The organism is Micromonospora sp. NPDC049645, assembly GCF_040675155.1.
In the GTDB taxonomy this organism is placed as follows: domain Bacteria; phylum Actinomycetota; class Actinomycetes; order Mycobacteriales; family Micromonosporaceae; genus Micromonospora.
This window is the reverse complement of sequence record NZ_JBFAOI010000014.1, coordinates 119,161-133,050: the sequence shown is the minus strand read 5'-3', so window position 1 is coordinate 133,050 and position 13,890 is coordinate 119,161. Positions and strand designations below refer to the sequence as shown.

The 13,890-nt window shown below is 71.3% G+C and carries 14 protein-coding genes; 6 read left to right on the top strand and 8 right to left on the bottom strand.

From position 1 onward, the window contains the following. Nucleotides 1-121: 121 nt before the first annotated feature. The 3 genes from AB0J33_RS25995 to AB0J33_RS25985 all read left to right on the top strand — a co-directional run bounded on the left by AB0J33_RS25995 (nucleotide 122) and on the right by AB0J33_RS25985 (nucleotide 2,555). Complete coding sequence (locus AB0J33_RS25995) at nucleotides 122-544, top strand: MmcQ/YjbR family DNA-binding protein (RefSeq protein WP_363616833.1); 423 nt, start codon at nucleotides 122-124, stop codon at nucleotides 542-544. Between the two features lie 171 nt (nucleotides 545-715). Then, a complete protein-coding gene (locus AB0J33_RS25990; protein WP_363616831.1) occupies nucleotides 716-1,753 on the top strand; it encodes an L-dopachrome tautomerase-related protein in 1,038 nt (345 codons plus the stop codon). A 106-nt stretch (nucleotides 1,754-1,859) separates the two neighbouring features. Further along, on the top strand, nucleotides 1,860-2,555 hold the full coding sequence (locus tag AB0J33_RS25985) for an alpha/beta hydrolase (protein ID WP_363616829.1): 696 nt from the start codon (nucleotides 1,860-1,862) through the stop codon (nucleotides 2,553-2,555). A 58-nt stretch (nucleotides 2,556-2,613) separates the two neighbouring features. On the opposite strand, the gene AB0J33_RS25980 is transcribed toward AB0J33_RS25985, so the two are convergent. The 3 genes from AB0J33_RS25980 to AB0J33_RS25970 all read right to left on the bottom strand — a co-directional run bounded on the left by AB0J33_RS25980 (nucleotide 2,614) and on the right by AB0J33_RS25970 (nucleotide 6,101). Beyond that, complete coding sequence (locus AB0J33_RS25980; protein ID WP_363616827.1) at nucleotides 2,614-3,870, bottom strand: MFS transporter; 1,257 nt, start codon at nucleotides 3,868-3,870, stop codon at nucleotides 2,614-2,616. Next, nucleotides 3,867-4,463 (bottom strand): helix-turn-helix domain-containing protein, encoded by a 597-nt coding sequence (locus tag AB0J33_RS25975; protein ID WP_363616825.1) that lies wholly within the window; start codon nucleotides 4,461-4,463, stop codon nucleotides 3,867-3,869. The genes AB0J33_RS25980 and AB0J33_RS25975 overlap by 4 nt, the downstream gene beginning before the upstream one ends. Before the next feature lie 63 nt (nucleotides 4,464-4,526). Beyond that, nucleotides 4,527-6,101 (bottom strand): LLM class flavin-dependent oxidoreductase, encoded by a 1,575-nt coding sequence (locus tag AB0J33_RS25970; protein ID WP_363616823.1) that lies wholly within the window; start codon nucleotides 6,099-6,101, stop codon nucleotides 4,527-4,529. A gap of 114 nt (nucleotides 6,102-6,215) precedes the next feature. Here AB0J33_RS25970 and AB0J33_RS25965 point away from each other — a divergent pair, with 114 nt between their 5' ends. Further along, the gene (locus tag AB0J33_RS25965; protein WP_363616821.1) at nucleotides 6,216-6,818 is read left to right on the top strand and encodes a MarR family winged helix-turn-helix transcriptional regulator; all 603 of its coding nucleotides are present in this window, start codon (nucleotides 6,216-6,218) and stop codon (nucleotides 6,816-6,818) included. Between the two features lie 135 nt (nucleotides 6,819-6,953). Here the strand turns inward: AB0J33_RS25965 and AB0J33_RS25960 are convergent, their stop codons facing one another. Together AB0J33_RS25960 and AB0J33_RS25955 are read right to left on the bottom strand one after the other, a co-directional pair. Next, nucleotides 6,954-8,465: a phosphoesterase gene (locus AB0J33_RS25960; RefSeq protein ID WP_363616819.1), complete on the bottom strand. Its 1,512-nt coding sequence runs from the start codon at nucleotides 8,463-8,465 to the stop codon at nucleotides 6,954-6,956. Nucleotides 8,466-8,722: 257 nt separating this feature from the next. Beyond that, the gene (locus AB0J33_RS25955; RefSeq protein WP_363616817.1) at nucleotides 8,723-9,385 is read right to left on the bottom strand and encodes a hypothetical protein; all 663 of its coding nucleotides are present in this window, start codon (nucleotides 9,383-9,385) and stop codon (nucleotides 8,723-8,725) included. 423 nt (nucleotides 9,386-9,808) lie between these two features. On the opposite strand from AB0J33_RS25955, the gene AB0J33_RS25950 reads away from it, so the two are divergent. Both AB0J33_RS25950 and AB0J33_RS25945 read left to right on the top strand, forming a co-directional pair. After that, nucleotides 9,809-10,771, top strand: coding sequence for a helix-turn-helix transcriptional regulator (locus AB0J33_RS25950; RefSeq protein WP_363616815.1), 963 nt, complete (start codon nucleotides 9,809-9,811; stop codon nucleotides 10,769-10,771). Between the two features lie 56 nt (nucleotides 10,772-10,827). Beyond that, a complete protein-coding gene (locus AB0J33_RS25945; protein ID WP_363616813.1) occupies nucleotides 10,828-11,499 on the top strand; it encodes a DUF6624 domain-containing protein in 672 nt (223 codons plus the stop codon). Between the two features lie 125 nt (nucleotides 11,500-11,624). Here the strand turns inward: AB0J33_RS25945 and AB0J33_RS25940 are convergent, their stop codons facing one another. The 3 genes from AB0J33_RS25940 to AB0J33_RS25930 all read right to left on the bottom strand — a co-directional run bounded on the left by AB0J33_RS25940 (nucleotide 11,625) and on the right by AB0J33_RS25930 (nucleotide 13,818). Next, nucleotides 11,625-12,638 (bottom strand): HEAT repeat domain-containing protein, encoded by a 1,014-nt coding sequence (locus AB0J33_RS25940; protein ID WP_363616811.1) that lies wholly within the window; start codon nucleotides 12,636-12,638, stop codon nucleotides 11,625-11,627. Further along, nucleotides 12,632-13,318: a HEAT repeat domain-containing protein gene (locus AB0J33_RS25935; protein ID WP_363616904.1), complete on the bottom strand. Its 687-nt coding sequence runs from the start codon at nucleotides 13,316-13,318 to the stop codon at nucleotides 12,632-12,634. The genes AB0J33_RS25940 and AB0J33_RS25935 overlap by 7 nt, the downstream gene beginning before the upstream one ends. A 104-nt stretch (nucleotides 13,319-13,422) precedes the next feature. Further along, a complete protein-coding gene (locus tag AB0J33_RS25930; RefSeq protein ID WP_363616902.1) occupies nucleotides 13,423-13,818 on the bottom strand; it encodes a helix-turn-helix domain-containing protein in 396 nt (131 codons plus the stop codon). Nucleotides 13,819-13,890 lie beyond the last annotated feature (72 nt).

The window sequence follows — 13,890 nt, the reverse complement described above, 5'->3', positions numbered from 1 at the left end:
CGGGACGACGGCCCACGGTCGCCCCCGGCCCATCCTGGCCGATCGACAGGGCGGGCACCACCGGCCCCGGTGCGGTCCACGGAGCGGAACGTGTCACACCGCCCGACTAGCGTCGGTGGCCGTGACCGCACCCGGAGACGTCCCGCCCGAGGTCCTCGACCGGCTGCGGCCGGTCTGCCTCGGTCTGCCGGAGACCTACGAGGAGCCCGCCTGGGTGGGCGTCCGCTGGCGGATTCGCAAGCGGACCTTCGCCCACGTGCTCACCGTCGACCCCGACCGTCAGCCGGTCCACGCCCGGGCCGCCGCCCTCGACCAGCCCGCCTGCCTGCTGACCTTCCGGTCGCCACTCGACGAGATCGCCGGGCTGCTCGGCATGGGCCACCCGTTCTACAAACCGGAGTGGGCTCCGAACGTGCTGGGCATGGTCCTGGACGGAAACACCGACTGGGAGGAGGTGGGTGAGTTGCTCACCGAGAGCTACCGCGTGCTGGCCCCCAAGCGGCTCGCCGCCCAGGTCGGCCCGCAGGTCCCGCCGGCCGGCTGAGCGCCGGCTGGCCAGCCTGAACGCCTGCCGGTGTGCGGCCTGGCCGGGCGCCGACTGCGCTGAGAGCCGGCGGTTTCGCCCGGTGCGCTGCGGGGATACCGGGCCGGATGGCCGAAGCCGTCGGCCACCGGCTGAGCCGAACGCGCCGCCGGGCGAGTGAGGAGCGGGTCGATGTCGTCGCTGCCCACCACGGAGGATTCCCGGTTGACGTCGGTGCTCCAGGAGGAACGGGTGTGCACGGGTGTGACAACCCTGCGCGGGCGGGTGTTCCTGAGTTATCCATCGGCGGACCGTCCCGGCGTCCAGGTGGTCGAGGCGCTGCCGGACGGCCGCCGCGAACCGTACCCCGATGTCGCCTGGAATCGGGCTGATCAGCCGCCGGACGGGGCGTTCGTGCACGTCAACGGCTTGCGTGCCGGCCCGGACGGCCGGTTGTGGATCATCGACTCGGGTGCGCCGCAGGTCGGCGGCGCACAGGTGCCGGGCGGCGCCCGGCTGATCGTGGTCGACCTGGACGGCGACCGCGTCGAGCGGGTCTACCACCTGGACGAGGCCGTGCAGCCGAACAGCTACGTCGACGACGTCCGGTTCAACGGCCCGGTGGCGTACCTCAGCGACGCGGGGGCGGCCGGCCTCATCGTGCTCGACCTCGACTCGGGTCGGTCCCGACGCGTGTTGGACGGGCATCCGAGCACGGTGGGCGGGCCGTTGGTGGCCGACGGTCGTACGCTGCGCGACCCTGACGGCGCCGAGGTTCGCCTGCACGTCGACCAGCTGGAGGTGTCGCCGGACGGTCGCTGGCTGTACTACCAGCCGGCCTCCGGCGGGATGTCCCGGATCGCCACCCGCTGGTTGGACGACCCGTCGGTGTCCGCCGACGAGATGGCCCGGAGGGTCGAACGGTGGTGTGACACTCCCAGTACCGGCGGCACGGCCATCGACGCCACCGGCACCATCTACCTCAGCGACGTGCAACGGCGGCGCGTCCTCGCCCTCGCACCCGACCGCAGCGTGCGTACGCTCGTCGCCGACCCCCGGCTGGCCTGGGTGGACGCGATGTGGGTCGACACCGAGGCCCGGCTCTGGATGCCGGCGGCCCAGCTGCACCTGAGCGCCGGGCTCAACGGCGGGCACGCGGCGGTCGACTATCCGGTCCAGGTCTACCGGATGCCGGTCGAGGCCGGACCGCCCGCACTGGACCACGCCTGACTGTCCACTCCCGCGACCGCGGCTACGCGGCGCTCCCCGGGCCCCCGAATTCGGGACCTGGTCGTGACCCTCCGACCTGTCGCAGGTCGGCGTTACGCTCCCGGCCATGGCTGATTTCGTGTTGGTGGCGGGGGCGTGGCTGGGGTCGTGGGCATGGGACGAGGTGGTGCCGCCACTGCGGGCGGCCGGCCACGGCACGCACCCGCTGACCCTCTCCGGCCTCGCCGACAGGCGGGAGGTGCCCGCCGGGCAGCAGACCCACGTGCAGGACGTCGTCGACGAGATTGAGCGTCACGACCTGCGCGACGTGGTGCTGGTCGGGCACAGCTACTCGGGCATCCCGGTGGGTCAGGCCGCCGAGCGCATCGGCGATCGGTTGGCCCGGTTGGTCTTCGTCGACTCGGAGGTGCCGGTCGACGGCGGGTCGTTCGCGTCCGGTTGGTGGCAGGGCCGGGCCGCCTTCGAGGCGCAACTCGCCGACAACGGCGGCCAGTGGGCGCCGCTCGGTGCGGCCGACCTCGACGGTCAGGGCCTCACCGACGAGCAGGTCACGCGCCTGGTTGAGGGCTCCACACCGCACCCGGGCGCCACGCTGACCGAGCCGGCCGTGCTGAGCCGTCCGCTGGGTGAGTTGCCGGCGACGTACGTCAAGTGTCTCCTCGACGGGCCCGAGCCCAACGACACGGTGGCCAAGCTGCTGACCAGCGACCACTGGCGGCTGGTCACCATGGACACCGGCCACTGGCCGATGTTCTCCCAGCCCGCCGAGCTGGCCCGGATTCTGCTGGCCCAGGCCGCCTGATTCGCGTCCGCCTGGGCCGCAGCTCCGGCTACCGCGGCGCGAGCCTCCATGGCAGCGGTCAGGCCACCGGTTCGTCGAGGGTCCTGATGTGGCGCACCGGTGAGGCGAGCAACCACAGCACGGCGAGCACGCCACCCAGACCGGCGACGACCAGGGCGGGCCGCAGCCCGACGGTGGTGCCCAACGCACCGCCGACCAGCGCGCCGAGCGGTCTGATGCCGTAGTTGACGGCGCTGTAGGCGCCGGCCCGGCGTCCTCGCGCGTCGTCGGGTGTCACGGCGGTGAGGAGGGCGTTCAGGTTCACGTCCATCAGCATCACCCCGACGCTGGACACCAGCTCGATGGCCGCCAGCATGGCGACCTTCGTCCAGGTGGATCCGGAAACCAGCGCGGTCAGTGCCAGCGGCGCGGGAAAGAGCACCGCGCCGATCATGGCGGTACGGCCCAGACCGACGGCGCGCGACACCCGTGGAGCGAGCGCGGCGCCCGCGAATCCGCCGAGCGCGCCGAATCCGAAGGCGACGCCGATCGCGCCGGCCGACAGGTCGAGTTCGCGGCTGGCGTAGAGCACCAGCAGCGCGCTCGCGATGAAGGTGAAGAAGTTGACAGTACTGGTGCAGCCGAGGGCGGCCCGCAGCACCGGGTGTCGCAGCACCAGCGTGAGCCCTTCGCGGACCAGACCGAGAGTGGACGTCCGACGGGGCGGGGGCGGCGGCTCGGTGACCGGGATGCGGCTGAGCAGCAGCGCGGAGCCGAGAAAGGACACCGCGTCGACGACGATCGCGACCGGCGCGCTGAGCGCCTGGACCAGCCCACCGCCGACCGCCGGCCCCGCGATGAAGGACAGCGACCGGCTCATGCTCAGCTTGCTGGTCGCGTCCACGTACGCCGAGCGCGGCACCAGGGCGACGAAGAACGCCTGACGCGCCATGGCGAACAGCACCGCCCCGAGGCCGGTCAGCAGTGCCACCAGGTAGAGCTGGGTGAGCGTGATCGCGTCGAACAGGTAGGCCACCGGCAGGCTGAGCAGCACCGCCGCGCGGACCAGGTCCGCGATGATCAGGAGTCGGCGCTTGTGGGTGCGCTGGTCCACCCAGGCACCCAGGAACAGACCCAGCAGGTTGGGCAGCCAGATCAACGCGGTCAGGACGCTGACCTGCACGGGCGTCGCGGTGAGCAGGGTGACGGCGATCAGCGGTAGGGCCAGCTCGCTGATCCGATCGCCGAATGCGGAGATCGTCTCGCTGATCCAGAAGGTGCGGAACCGGCGGTCACGGTGCAGGGCCGGCAAAGGCGCGGTGGCGGTGGCGGTCATGACGCGGCCGCGTCGTCGCCGGGCTCGGGGAGCAGGTAGCGCAGCATCCGGACGACCTGAGCGTCGGCCGGCGCCGCGTCGTCGTCCTTGCGCCGCACGTAGGGGGCGATCAGCTCCTCGATCGCGGCCTCCAGCTGTCGCAGCTCCTCGGGGGTGGCCACGAACCGGGTGTCGGCCACTCCGGCCACCCCGCGCCACCGCGCGTCCAGTCGGGGTTCGTCCCGCAGCAGCCACTGCTGCGGCGCCTCGGCGACCCGGGCGAACATCTCGCCGCGCAGCTGACGGCCCGCCGCCTGCCCCTCGGCATCGTCGGGCAGCGTGAAGCGGAAGCCTCGGGAGGCCGCCTGCCACCAGCGCTCACGCTTGCTGGTGGTGCCCTCCGCGTCGATGACCAGGCCGAACGTCGCGAGGTGTCGCAGGTGCCAGCTGACCACCGACGGGGTGGCGCCGACGTGCGGTGAGAGCCCGGTGGCGGTGGCCGGGCCGTGCCGTTGGAGACGGTCGAGGATGGCCAGCCGGACCGGGTGGGCCAACGCCCGCAGTGCCTGCGGCTCGGTGATCTCGAAATCCCCGTACGGATTCTTGAGAGACATGTTTCGAGAGTAGTCTCTCAGATCAGATCGGAGCAACCCCGAGCCGCGGCGACGCCGCGATGATCAGGCGATGCCCAACCGCGCCAACGGCTCGACCAGTTCCCGCTCCTCGTAGCTGAGGTGCGACAACAGGGCGTCGGTCAGCAGGTCCACGGCGGCGCGCAGCTCGGCGAGGCCGTCCGGAGACCCGACGTATGCGACCAGGGCCCGGTCGACGCCCTCCAGCACGTCGTGGATGACGTGATGCTCCTGCTCCAGCCGGTCGACCACCGGGCCGAGTCGGGGGTCACGCGCCCGCAACCGGGGGAAGAACGACTGGTCCTCGATGGTGTGGTGGGTGGTGACGATGCGGCAGTACGACTCGCAGTAGACGCCGAGCGTCCACCGGTTCTGCCGCATGGTCATCGTGTTGATGTGCGACCGGGCCGCGCCGGCGTCGATCTCGCCGGCCGCCACCTGCTCGATCAGGTCGTGGATCTGGGCCAGCTCGGCGCGCAGGCCGTCGTGGATCTGCACGAGGTGGGCGCCGGTGGCCTGCTCGTGCGGGGTGTAGGTGCGCTCCGGGTCGGGCGCGGGACCGGTCGGCCGGGTCGACTCGTCCCAGACCTGCCGCTCGCTTCGCCGTACGCCGTCGTCGGGCGTCGGCACCACGGCGAACGCGCCGCCGGTCACGGTGGCGCGGCTCGACCGGACCGGCGGCGCCGCGACCGGCTCCGGCTGTGCCGGCGTACGCTCCGCAGCCGCGTCACCGTCCCGTTCGGCCGCCACCAGTTCGCGGACGGCGGGAGCCACCTCGCCGGCGAACCGGCGCAGGTCGTCCGGGTCGTCGCTGCCGAGGATGAAGGCGCTCACGCCCTCCCCCAGCGCCAGCTCGGCCAGCTCCTCCGCCCACTGCTCGGCGGGCCCGTTCAGCGGGCCACGCCCGACGGCCGAGAACTGCCCGGCGATGTTCAGCAGCCGACGCACGTCCCGCGGCGACCGACCGGCCTGCTGTGCGGCGTCGTCGATGATCGCGTTGCCCTTGGCCAGGTCGCCGGGCTGAAGGTAACCCAGTGTCGGCAGCCAGCCGTCGGCCCGGCGACCGGTGAGTTGGAGCATCCGGGGCTTGTACGCACCCAGCCAGATCGGCACCGGGTGGGCCGGAGCGGGACCGCGCTTGGCACCCACCACCCGGTAGAACTCGCCGTCGACCCGAACTCCGCCGCGCGTCTCGACGTCCCAGAGCTGACGGATGACCTCGATCGCCTCCTCCAGCGCCCGCACGCCCTCGCCGGGCGTCAGCCGCCGGCCACCCATCGCCTCGATGGCCTCCCAGAACGCTCCCGCCCCGAGACCGAGGCTGATCCGACCGCCGCTGAGCAGGTCCAGGCTGGCCACACTGCGGGCGAGCACCGCCGGCGGACGCAGTGGCAGGTTCGTCACGTTCGCCGCCACCTGCACCCGGTTGGTGCGGGCCGCGACGAAGCTCAGCAGCGTCCAGGTGTCGAGGAACGCCGGCTGGTACGGATGATCCTGGAAGGTGACCAGGTCCAGCCCGACCTGCTCGGCCAGGACGGCGACGCCGACCGTACGGTCCGGATCGCCGGCGCTCGGCGTGACGAAGGATCCGAAGACCAGGTCGTGGCCGTAGTCGCTCATCTGCGAGCCTCCCGAACTCCGCGACGCCTCGGGTGATGCGTCATGACGTCAACCTTATGCCATCCAGAACATCTGTTGCCAATAAGGTATGGCTCACTGCGCTATTCTCGGGGGATGACGGGTGCCAGTGACCGGCCGGACCGGCCCGATCCGCTCGACGACGACCTGGGCTGGATGCTCGGGATCGCCTTCCGCGGCTACGTACGGGCGGCCGAGCACGCGCTCGCCGGCTTTCCCGCTGGCCCCCGCGGCTACCAGTTGCTCACCGCGGTGATCAACGGACCCGCTCGCAACCAGGGCGCGATCGCCGAGGAACTCGGCATCGACCGCACCGGCCTCACGTATCTGATCGACGACCTGGAGCGGCCCGGGTTCGTCGCCCGTCGGGCGGACCCGGCCGACCGGCGCAACCGGCTGATCGACGTCACCGACGCCGGCCGGGCCGCCTGGGAGCAGCGGCGGTCGACACTTCGACAGGTCGAGTCGCACCTGCTGGGGGCGCTCACACCGGCCGAGTCGGCGACGCTGCGGTCACTGCTGCAGAAGGTCGCCTGCTCGACGCAGGCGGTGGACCCGCTGCGTGACCTCTGCGAGGTGGTCACGCAGGTGCGGGATGATCCGACGCCGGCGGCACCCACCGCACGTCGGACCGACACCGCGGCGGTGCGCAGCGGACGAACCGCCGCCCCCCGCGCCCGCCGCCGCAAGCCCGACTGACAGGCCGCCGACCCGTCGCCGAGGAGCCGAGACGACGGAGGCCCTGCGGTTACGGCAGGGCGGGCCCGGCCCGCACCACCCGACGTCGTCCGTCGAGCGGTGCGGGCCGGGCCCGCGATTCGCTACCGCACCCGGTCAGCGCACGTGCACGAACACCGGGTTCGAGTAGAACCACAGGTCGTCCCACGGGCTCTCCAGCCCGTCGGCGAGCGGCTCGGCCTCGTCGGTGCTGGTGCCACGCACCCGCGCGTAGGTGTCGGCCTCGACGTTGCGCAGAGTGTGCCGGATGACGTAGCTGTCGCCCTTGCGGTGCCAGTCCCGCGGGCCGAACCGGGCCGCCACCCTGGTGGTGGGGTTGGTGTCGGCGTCCGGGTTGGCGCTCGGGCCGGTGATCTGACCGACGATCAGGTCGACCCGGCGGACCTCGGGACGGTCACCGTTCGCGTTCACCCCGCCCAGCGGACGGAACGTGATCTCGATCTCGACATCGGTACGGCTGCGACGGCTGACCGTGATCGTCTGGCCCACGTCGGCGGTCTTGCCCTGCGACGTGGCGGTGACGTCGAGGCTGCGGATCAGGTCACCGGTGGTGACCCAGATCCGGCCGTTACGCAGACCGTCCATGATGTCGCCGTAGTCCTGGCGGGCGTGCACGTACGTCTTGCTGTACTCGCCCGGCCAGAAGTCGGAGCCACCGCGGGTCCAGTGCACGTGCGAGTCCGAGGTCGCGGTGATCCACCAGCGACGGCCCTCGCCGAGCAGCGAGTCCCACAGGCCACCGACCCGAGCGGTCATCTGGTCGAAGCCGCCGTAGGTGGGGTGGTTGCCGTACCCGCCCCGCTTGCCGCCGTTGAGCGGACCGGCCTGGTGGCCGGGCGCGCCCTCGAAGCCGATGTAGACGTCCGGCGCGGCATTGTTGCCGTTGCGGAACTCGCGCGGGGTGTCCTGACCGTAGACGCCGAGACCGGGCGCGGAACGGGACGCGTGGTGGGCGATCACCAGCGGCTTGTGCGGCATACCCCGGGCGACCTTGAGGAACTCGACCATCTTCGCCTCGGTGTCCCGGGCCGGGTCGGTGGGGAACGCGTCGTACTTGGCGAAGCGGCTCTCCAGCTCGAAGAGCTGCTTCGCCTCGTCGTCGTGGCGCGGGATCATCAGGGTGTGGTGGTCCAGCGACGGCGCGTCGAACTCCATCCCCCAGAACTGGAGCACCTCGGGAACCAGCTTGCGCGACCGCAGCAGGTCGGGGTACGCCTGCTCGATGTTCACCTTCGAGTGGGTCGGTCCACCGTGGTCGGTGCACATCGCCCAGGTCAGGCCGAAGTTCTTGGCCATGATGGCGTTGGTGACGATCGGGTAGACCGCGTCCGCGCCCTTGTGGAAGACGATCGGCGACTTGGTCGTGTCGAACTCGCCGCTGTACTCGGAGTGGATGTGGTGGTCACCAGCGCGCCACGCCCGGTTCTTGGAGTCGCCCCGGTCGCTCTTGTCGTCGTCACCCGGCCGGCGGTCCTCGTCGGCCCACGCCGCGCCGGCACCGACCAGGGGGCTGGCCGCGGCCAGCGTCGCACCGACGCCCGCGTACTTGACCAACTTGCGCCGCGACAGCTGCGCGCGCTCGGTCTCTTCGGGTTGCTTGTCTCTCACGTGAGAGCCTCTCCTCGATCAAGCGAATGCTCTTTCGATCAAGGAGCCTCGGAGAGGGCGATGAACGCCGGTCGTACGGGGCGGATGCGTCCGATGAACTCCCTGGCCCGGACCGGTGGAGCGCTGGACCGGGACAGCAGCGGGTCACCCCTCGACCCCACCGTGTGTCCGATCCGGGGGTCCGGGGCCGGTTCAGGGCAGCCGCCGGGAGCGCCGCGACTGCTCCGGGCCGACCGGTGGGCCGCCGACGGCCCCGATCAGATCCGGGCCCGGGGCAGCCAGCCCAGAAACCGGAGCCGGACCCGAGGCAGCGGCAGCGTGGGCAGGTCCTGGGCCGCGGCGACGAGGCAGGAGCCGAGATAGACCGCGAGAGAGGCGCGTGCTCCGCCGAACTCGGCGAGCAGTTGGCTCTGCTTCGTGGCGCAGGGCCACTCGCGGCCACACCCGGTGCAGGTCCAGCTCGGTGGGCTGGGGAGGTGCTCCGGCAGCTTGGAGCGGCGGTACCGTCCGACGACGCTGTTGTCCGAGCGTACGTCGCGTCGGCGGGGCGCGGGACCGTCGTTGCGGCGCACGACCGGACGGGCGCCGGGCAGGTAGCGCCCGACGGTGCCGAAGAGCACTCCGACGCGGATCAGGGCGTCCGGTCCGACATGCTGTGTCAGCAACGCGGTCATCAGGTAGTGCCCCAACAGATCGAAGACCTCACGATTCAGCCGCAGCTCACGGCAGAGGTCGACGAAGTCCGGCGTGGTCAGCGGCACCCGGTTGTCGAGTGCGCGGCGCAGCACCGCGCGCAGCCCGCCGCCGAGCCTCTCCAGCGCGTCGCCCTCGCCCAGACCCAGGCTGTCCTCGTCCGCCACCCGGGCCAGCGCCTCGGCGACGGCCAGCCGAACGACGCGTTCAGGATCACCAGCGTCCAACGTCTCCCCCTTTCGTGGGCCGGTCTGCCGGCAGTGGTCCGGTCATCCTCCGACGAATCATGAACAAGATTTCGCTGTCGGCCGCGAGGGTGGCTAGGACAGCAGACGTAGAACCATTCGGCGCGTTAGCCGGAAAACGAAGTCGAGCTGCCGACACACCACAGTGATTCGCGGGACGCCAGGCGAATGATTGTCGTATGGTGACATTCCCATTCACGGATATTGCGTCTCAGCGCCACTGATTGGTCAGACCAGGTCCGACGCCCTCAACCGGTCGCTGCCGTCCCGCTCGCGACGTTCCACCTCACCGCACCGCCGGCTCACGACGTGCCGGGTCGCCGCCGAGCACCCCGGCACGTCCCGATCGTGCCGTCGGTACCCGTTCCACCACCGGGCGGCACCTCCACCGGACGGAGACAGCGGATGACGTCATCGCCAGTGCAGACCCACCAGTTCGACAGCCGTGACCCGGCGGCCATTCAGGAGTTCCTGTCCGCCACGTACGACCCGAAGCTGCGTGTCGAGAGCAGGAACGGGTACCGGCTCACCCACCACCGCGTCGACACCGGTCCGTTCGCCATCGCGACCACCCGCCAGACCGGGCACCTCGAGATCGATGCCAGCAGGCTCAGCGGGCTGGTCATCGGTCGCACCCGCACCGCGCGCGTCGATCGCTCCTGCACCGGGCCGGCCCACCGGTTCGGCCCCGGCGAGGTCTTCCTCGTCACCCGGCCGGAGGAGCCGTGCGCCGTCCGCTGGCACCCCGGCGAGGTGGAACTCTGCGTACTGGACCTGTCGGTGCTGGCACAGGTGGCCACCACCGCGCCGGCTCGCCGGCCCGGCCGGATCCAGTTCACCGATCTGGGTCCCGCCGGCACGGCCCTCGCCCGACAGTGGCGCAACACCACCAGCTTCGTCCGGGACGTCGTGTTGAACAGTCCGGCCGCCGGAGCCCAACCGCTGGTGATCGGCAACGCCGCCCGCATGTTGGCCGCGGCGGCACTCGCGGTCTTTCCCAACACCGCGTTCACCGAACCGACCGCCACGGACCGGAACGACGCCACCACCGCCACCCTGCGACGGGCGATCACGTTCCTGGAGGAGCACGCCGACCGGGACATCAGCGCGGCCGACATCGCCGGCGCCGCCGGCGTCTCGCTGCGGGCGGTGCAACTCGCCTTCCGCCGTCATCTCGGCACCACCCCCATGGCCCACCTGCGTCGGATCCGGCTGGTACGGGCACACCACGACCTGGTACGCGCCGACCCGCGCCAGGAAACGGTCTCGGCGATCGCCAGTCGGTGGGGGTTCGCCAGCCACAGCAGGTTCACCGCGCGTTACCACGCCAGCTACGGCGTGCCGCCCCGCGAGACGCTGAACGCCTGAGCCGCGGCCCGGTCCGCGCCTTGTGGGGGTGAGCCGACCCGACAACAATCGGCGGCGTGAAGCTCCCGTCGCCGATCACGGTGCCGCTGCTGGCGCTGCTGACCCTCGCCGCCTGCGGGACCTCGTCCAGGTCGACCGGCGACCCGCCGAGCAGCTCGCCACCCGCATCTCCGAGCGCCCCCTCCCCCGCCGCCCCGTCCGCGGCCGCCCCGTCCGCCGCCGTCCGGTCACCCGTCGCCTTCGACAAGGCGCTGCACGACGAGTTGGTCGGCATGCTGAAGCGCGACCAGGCCGACCGCGAGGGCACGCCGCAGAGCGAGTCCGACCAGGCCCGCACCGCCCGGCTGAAGGAGATCCTCCGTACCCACGGCTGGCCGACCTTCGCCCTCGCGGGCGAGGACGGCGGCAACGCCGCCTGGGCGATCGCCCAGCACTCCGACCTGGACCCGGCCTTCCAGCAGGAGGCGCTGGACCTGCTGCGGGCAGCGGTGTCCGCACGCCAGGCATCGCCGGGCAATCTGGCCTACCTGGAGGACCGGGTCGCGGCGGGCAGGGGCGAGCCCCAGGTGTACGGCACACAGATCCGCTGCGGACCGGACGGCCCCGTCCCGGCGACTCCGATCAGGGACGAGCCGGGCGTCGAGCGGCGTCGGGCCGAGGCCGGCCTGCCGACGCTGGCCAGCTACCTGGCCGAGATGACCACGATCTGCGCGCAGGACACCAACTGACGCGCCGTCCACCGCCCGCTCGCCGGGAACGGGCCAGCCCCAGACGAGTAGTTCGAACTCGATCAGGGGGTCGCGGAAGAACGGAACGGGATCTGGCGCAAAACCTGGTGCTACTGGCAGGGCCTTCAGCCGTTGGACCGCTCTTCGGACGCTTTCAGGAGGGCCGAGGCGATGAGGGCGACAGTCTGATCGTCGTCGTCGACCAATTGTTGCAGGGTGCCCTGCGCGGTGGTCCCCGGCATCTCGGCGAGGGCCTGGGTCAGGCGTATCCGCACTGCGGGGTCGGCAGTGTGCGCGGCGAACTCGTGGACCAGTTCGCCCATGATCCGGTCCGCGCATCCCGGGTCCAGTGCCAATGCCCCCAGGGCCTCGGCTGCTTCGACGTCGTTCGTGCCTTCGACCACCATGCCGACGAGTGTCGGCACGGCTTCGGTCGCGCCACGCGTACCCAATGCCAGCGCAGCGTGCCTGCGCACCGTCGGGTCCGAATCGCCGAGTGCGTCCGCGAGCACCGCGGTCGCCTCGTCACCGGACATCTCCGCGATCGCCAGGACCGCGCGCCGCCGGATGTCGACGTTCTCCGAGCACATGCCGGACGTCACGCTCGCCAGTCCGTCACCGCCCGCCCGCGCGAGGGCCCACCGCAGGGCGCCGGCGACGTTCGGATCGGATTCGGCGAGAACCGCCCCAGCCAGCAGCTCGATGGGAACCGGCACGCCCTCGGCCGGGTTCAGGACAGTCTGCTGCCGGCGCGCGGCACTGGGCGAGTTGAGCCCCCGCAGGAGCTCGACGATCCGTAGGACGCCCTGCCAGCCGGAGGGCGCCGAGGCGTTGACCACGCGGAGGCGGTCGAGTAGCTCCTGCTCCCGCTTCAGTCGGTCCTCGGTCCGTCGAATGAGGTCGCCGACCAGCGCGGACGGCGCGAAGGCAGGATTCTCCAGAGCACGTCTGATCTGTCGCAGAGACAATCCCAGGGACCGCAGACTCTCCACGTGGAAGATCCGGCGGATGTCCTCGGCGGAGTACGCACGGTATCCACCCCTGGTGCGGCCTGTTGGTCGCACCAGCCCGAGGGAGTCGTAGTGCCTGAGCATCCGGGTACTCACCCCCGAGCGGCGTGCCACCTCGCCGATCAGCACGCGGTGCCCTCGACTCGTGTCGGGCCGAGCGCGGTGATCCGCTTCGCCTCGTCGACGGCTGCGTCGAAGCCGACATCCGGGTCGCGCAGGAGCAGCTTCGTGGCGCGGGCATGCGCACTCACCGTCGGGTCGTCGCTCGCCATTCCCGTCCGCAGGGCCGGCTCGATCACGTCTCCGAGTGCCACCAGCGCTCGGCTGAGACTCAGCTTCACATTCCGGTCACCGCGACCGAGTTGTGCGGCCAACTCCGCGGCCAGCCCTCGCTGTTCCCCGTCGGGCACGAGCACGACGGCAGCACGCCATGCGCTTCGCGCAACCTCGTCGTCGGCGTCGTGCAGCAACGCCCGCGTGATCGCGGGGTACGCACTCCTGTCACCGATCTTGGACAGCGTGTGCAACGCCTGACTTCGGGCCTGAGCGCGCTCCGAACGGAGTTCCGCACGGAGTCTGGGCACCGTGATCTCCGACGGGAGGCGGGTCAACGCCCACGTGAGCATGTCGCGGACGAAGAAGTCCGGCTCTGTCGCGCACCGTGCCACGAGCGCATCGACGAGCCCGGACTCGGCGCGCGTGCCAATCGTCAAAGCCGCCTGAAGCCGCGTCGACGAATTTTCGGCGCTCAACGCGGCGAGCAGGCGCGCGTCCTGTGAATTCCGGTATGTCGAGTTGACGGGGACCACCTCCTGCACCCAGTCAAAGCCTTGGCACAGTGTCAACGTCAAGTGCGCGTCATGCCCCGGGGCAGCAGACGTTGAGCGACCCGGACGGCGACGCCGGTCAAGGTCTAGGCCCGATCGCGCTCGTGGCTGTCGCGGGCGGTCTGCAACTCGGGCACCGCGGCCTCCAGCAGATCGGCGAGACCACGCAGTTGCTCGGCGACCCGGGCGCCGAGGGGGGTCAGCGAGTATTCGACGCGCGGTGGGATCGCGGTGAGCACCTCGCGGGTGAGCATTCCGTCGCGTTCGAGGGTCTGCAGGGTCTGGGAGAGCATCCGTTCGCTGACCCCGTCGATGCGGCGACGCAGCGCGTTGAACCGGTAGCGACCCTCGCCGAGCGCCAACAGGGCCAGCGAGGCCCACTTCGAGGTGACGTCCTCGAAGGCCGCACGGGAAGTGCAGCCCCGGGCGAAGACATCGCTGACGAATTCCTGGGTAGGCCCCGCCGGATCCCGGGCCGGCATGTCGCTCACCTCACCAGCCTATCCCATACCCACCATCAGTAAGTGCTATAGATTAGTAAGTGCTGGCGAATT

Bases quoted from the DNA above. Each gene is read 5' to 3' on its own strand.
- AB0J33_RS25930 (WP_363616902.1), bottom strand. From the start codon at position 13,818: ATGCCGGCCCGGGATCCGGCGGGGCCTACCCAGGAATTCGTCAGCGAT.
- AB0J33_RS25970 (WP_363616823.1), bottom strand. From the start codon at position 6,101: ATGAGCGACTACGGCCACGACCTGGTCTTCGGATCCTTCGTCACGCCG.
- AB0J33_RS25965 (WP_363616821.1), top strand. From the start codon at position 6,216: ATGACGGGTGCCAGTGACCGGCCGGACCGGCCCGATCCGCTCGACGAC.
- AB0J33_RS25950 (WP_363616815.1), top strand. From the start codon at position 9,809: ATGACGTCATCGCCAGTGCAGACCCACCAGTTCGACAGCCGTGACCCG.
- AB0J33_RS25990 (WP_363616831.1), top strand. From the start codon at position 716: ATGTCGTCGCTGCCCACCACGGAGGATTCCCGGTTGACGTCGGTGCTC.
- AB0J33_RS25980 (WP_363616827.1), bottom strand. From the start codon at position 3,870: ATGACCGCCACCGCCACCGCGCCTTTGCCGGCCCTGCACCGTGACCGC.
- AB0J33_RS25975 (WP_363616825.1), bottom strand. From the start codon at position 4,463: ATGTCTCTCAAGAATCCGTACGGGGATTTCGAGATCACCGAGCCGCAG.
- AB0J33_RS25985 (WP_363616829.1), top strand. From the start codon at position 1,860: ATGGCTGATTTCGTGTTGGTGGCGGGGGCGTGGCTGGGGTCGTGGGCA.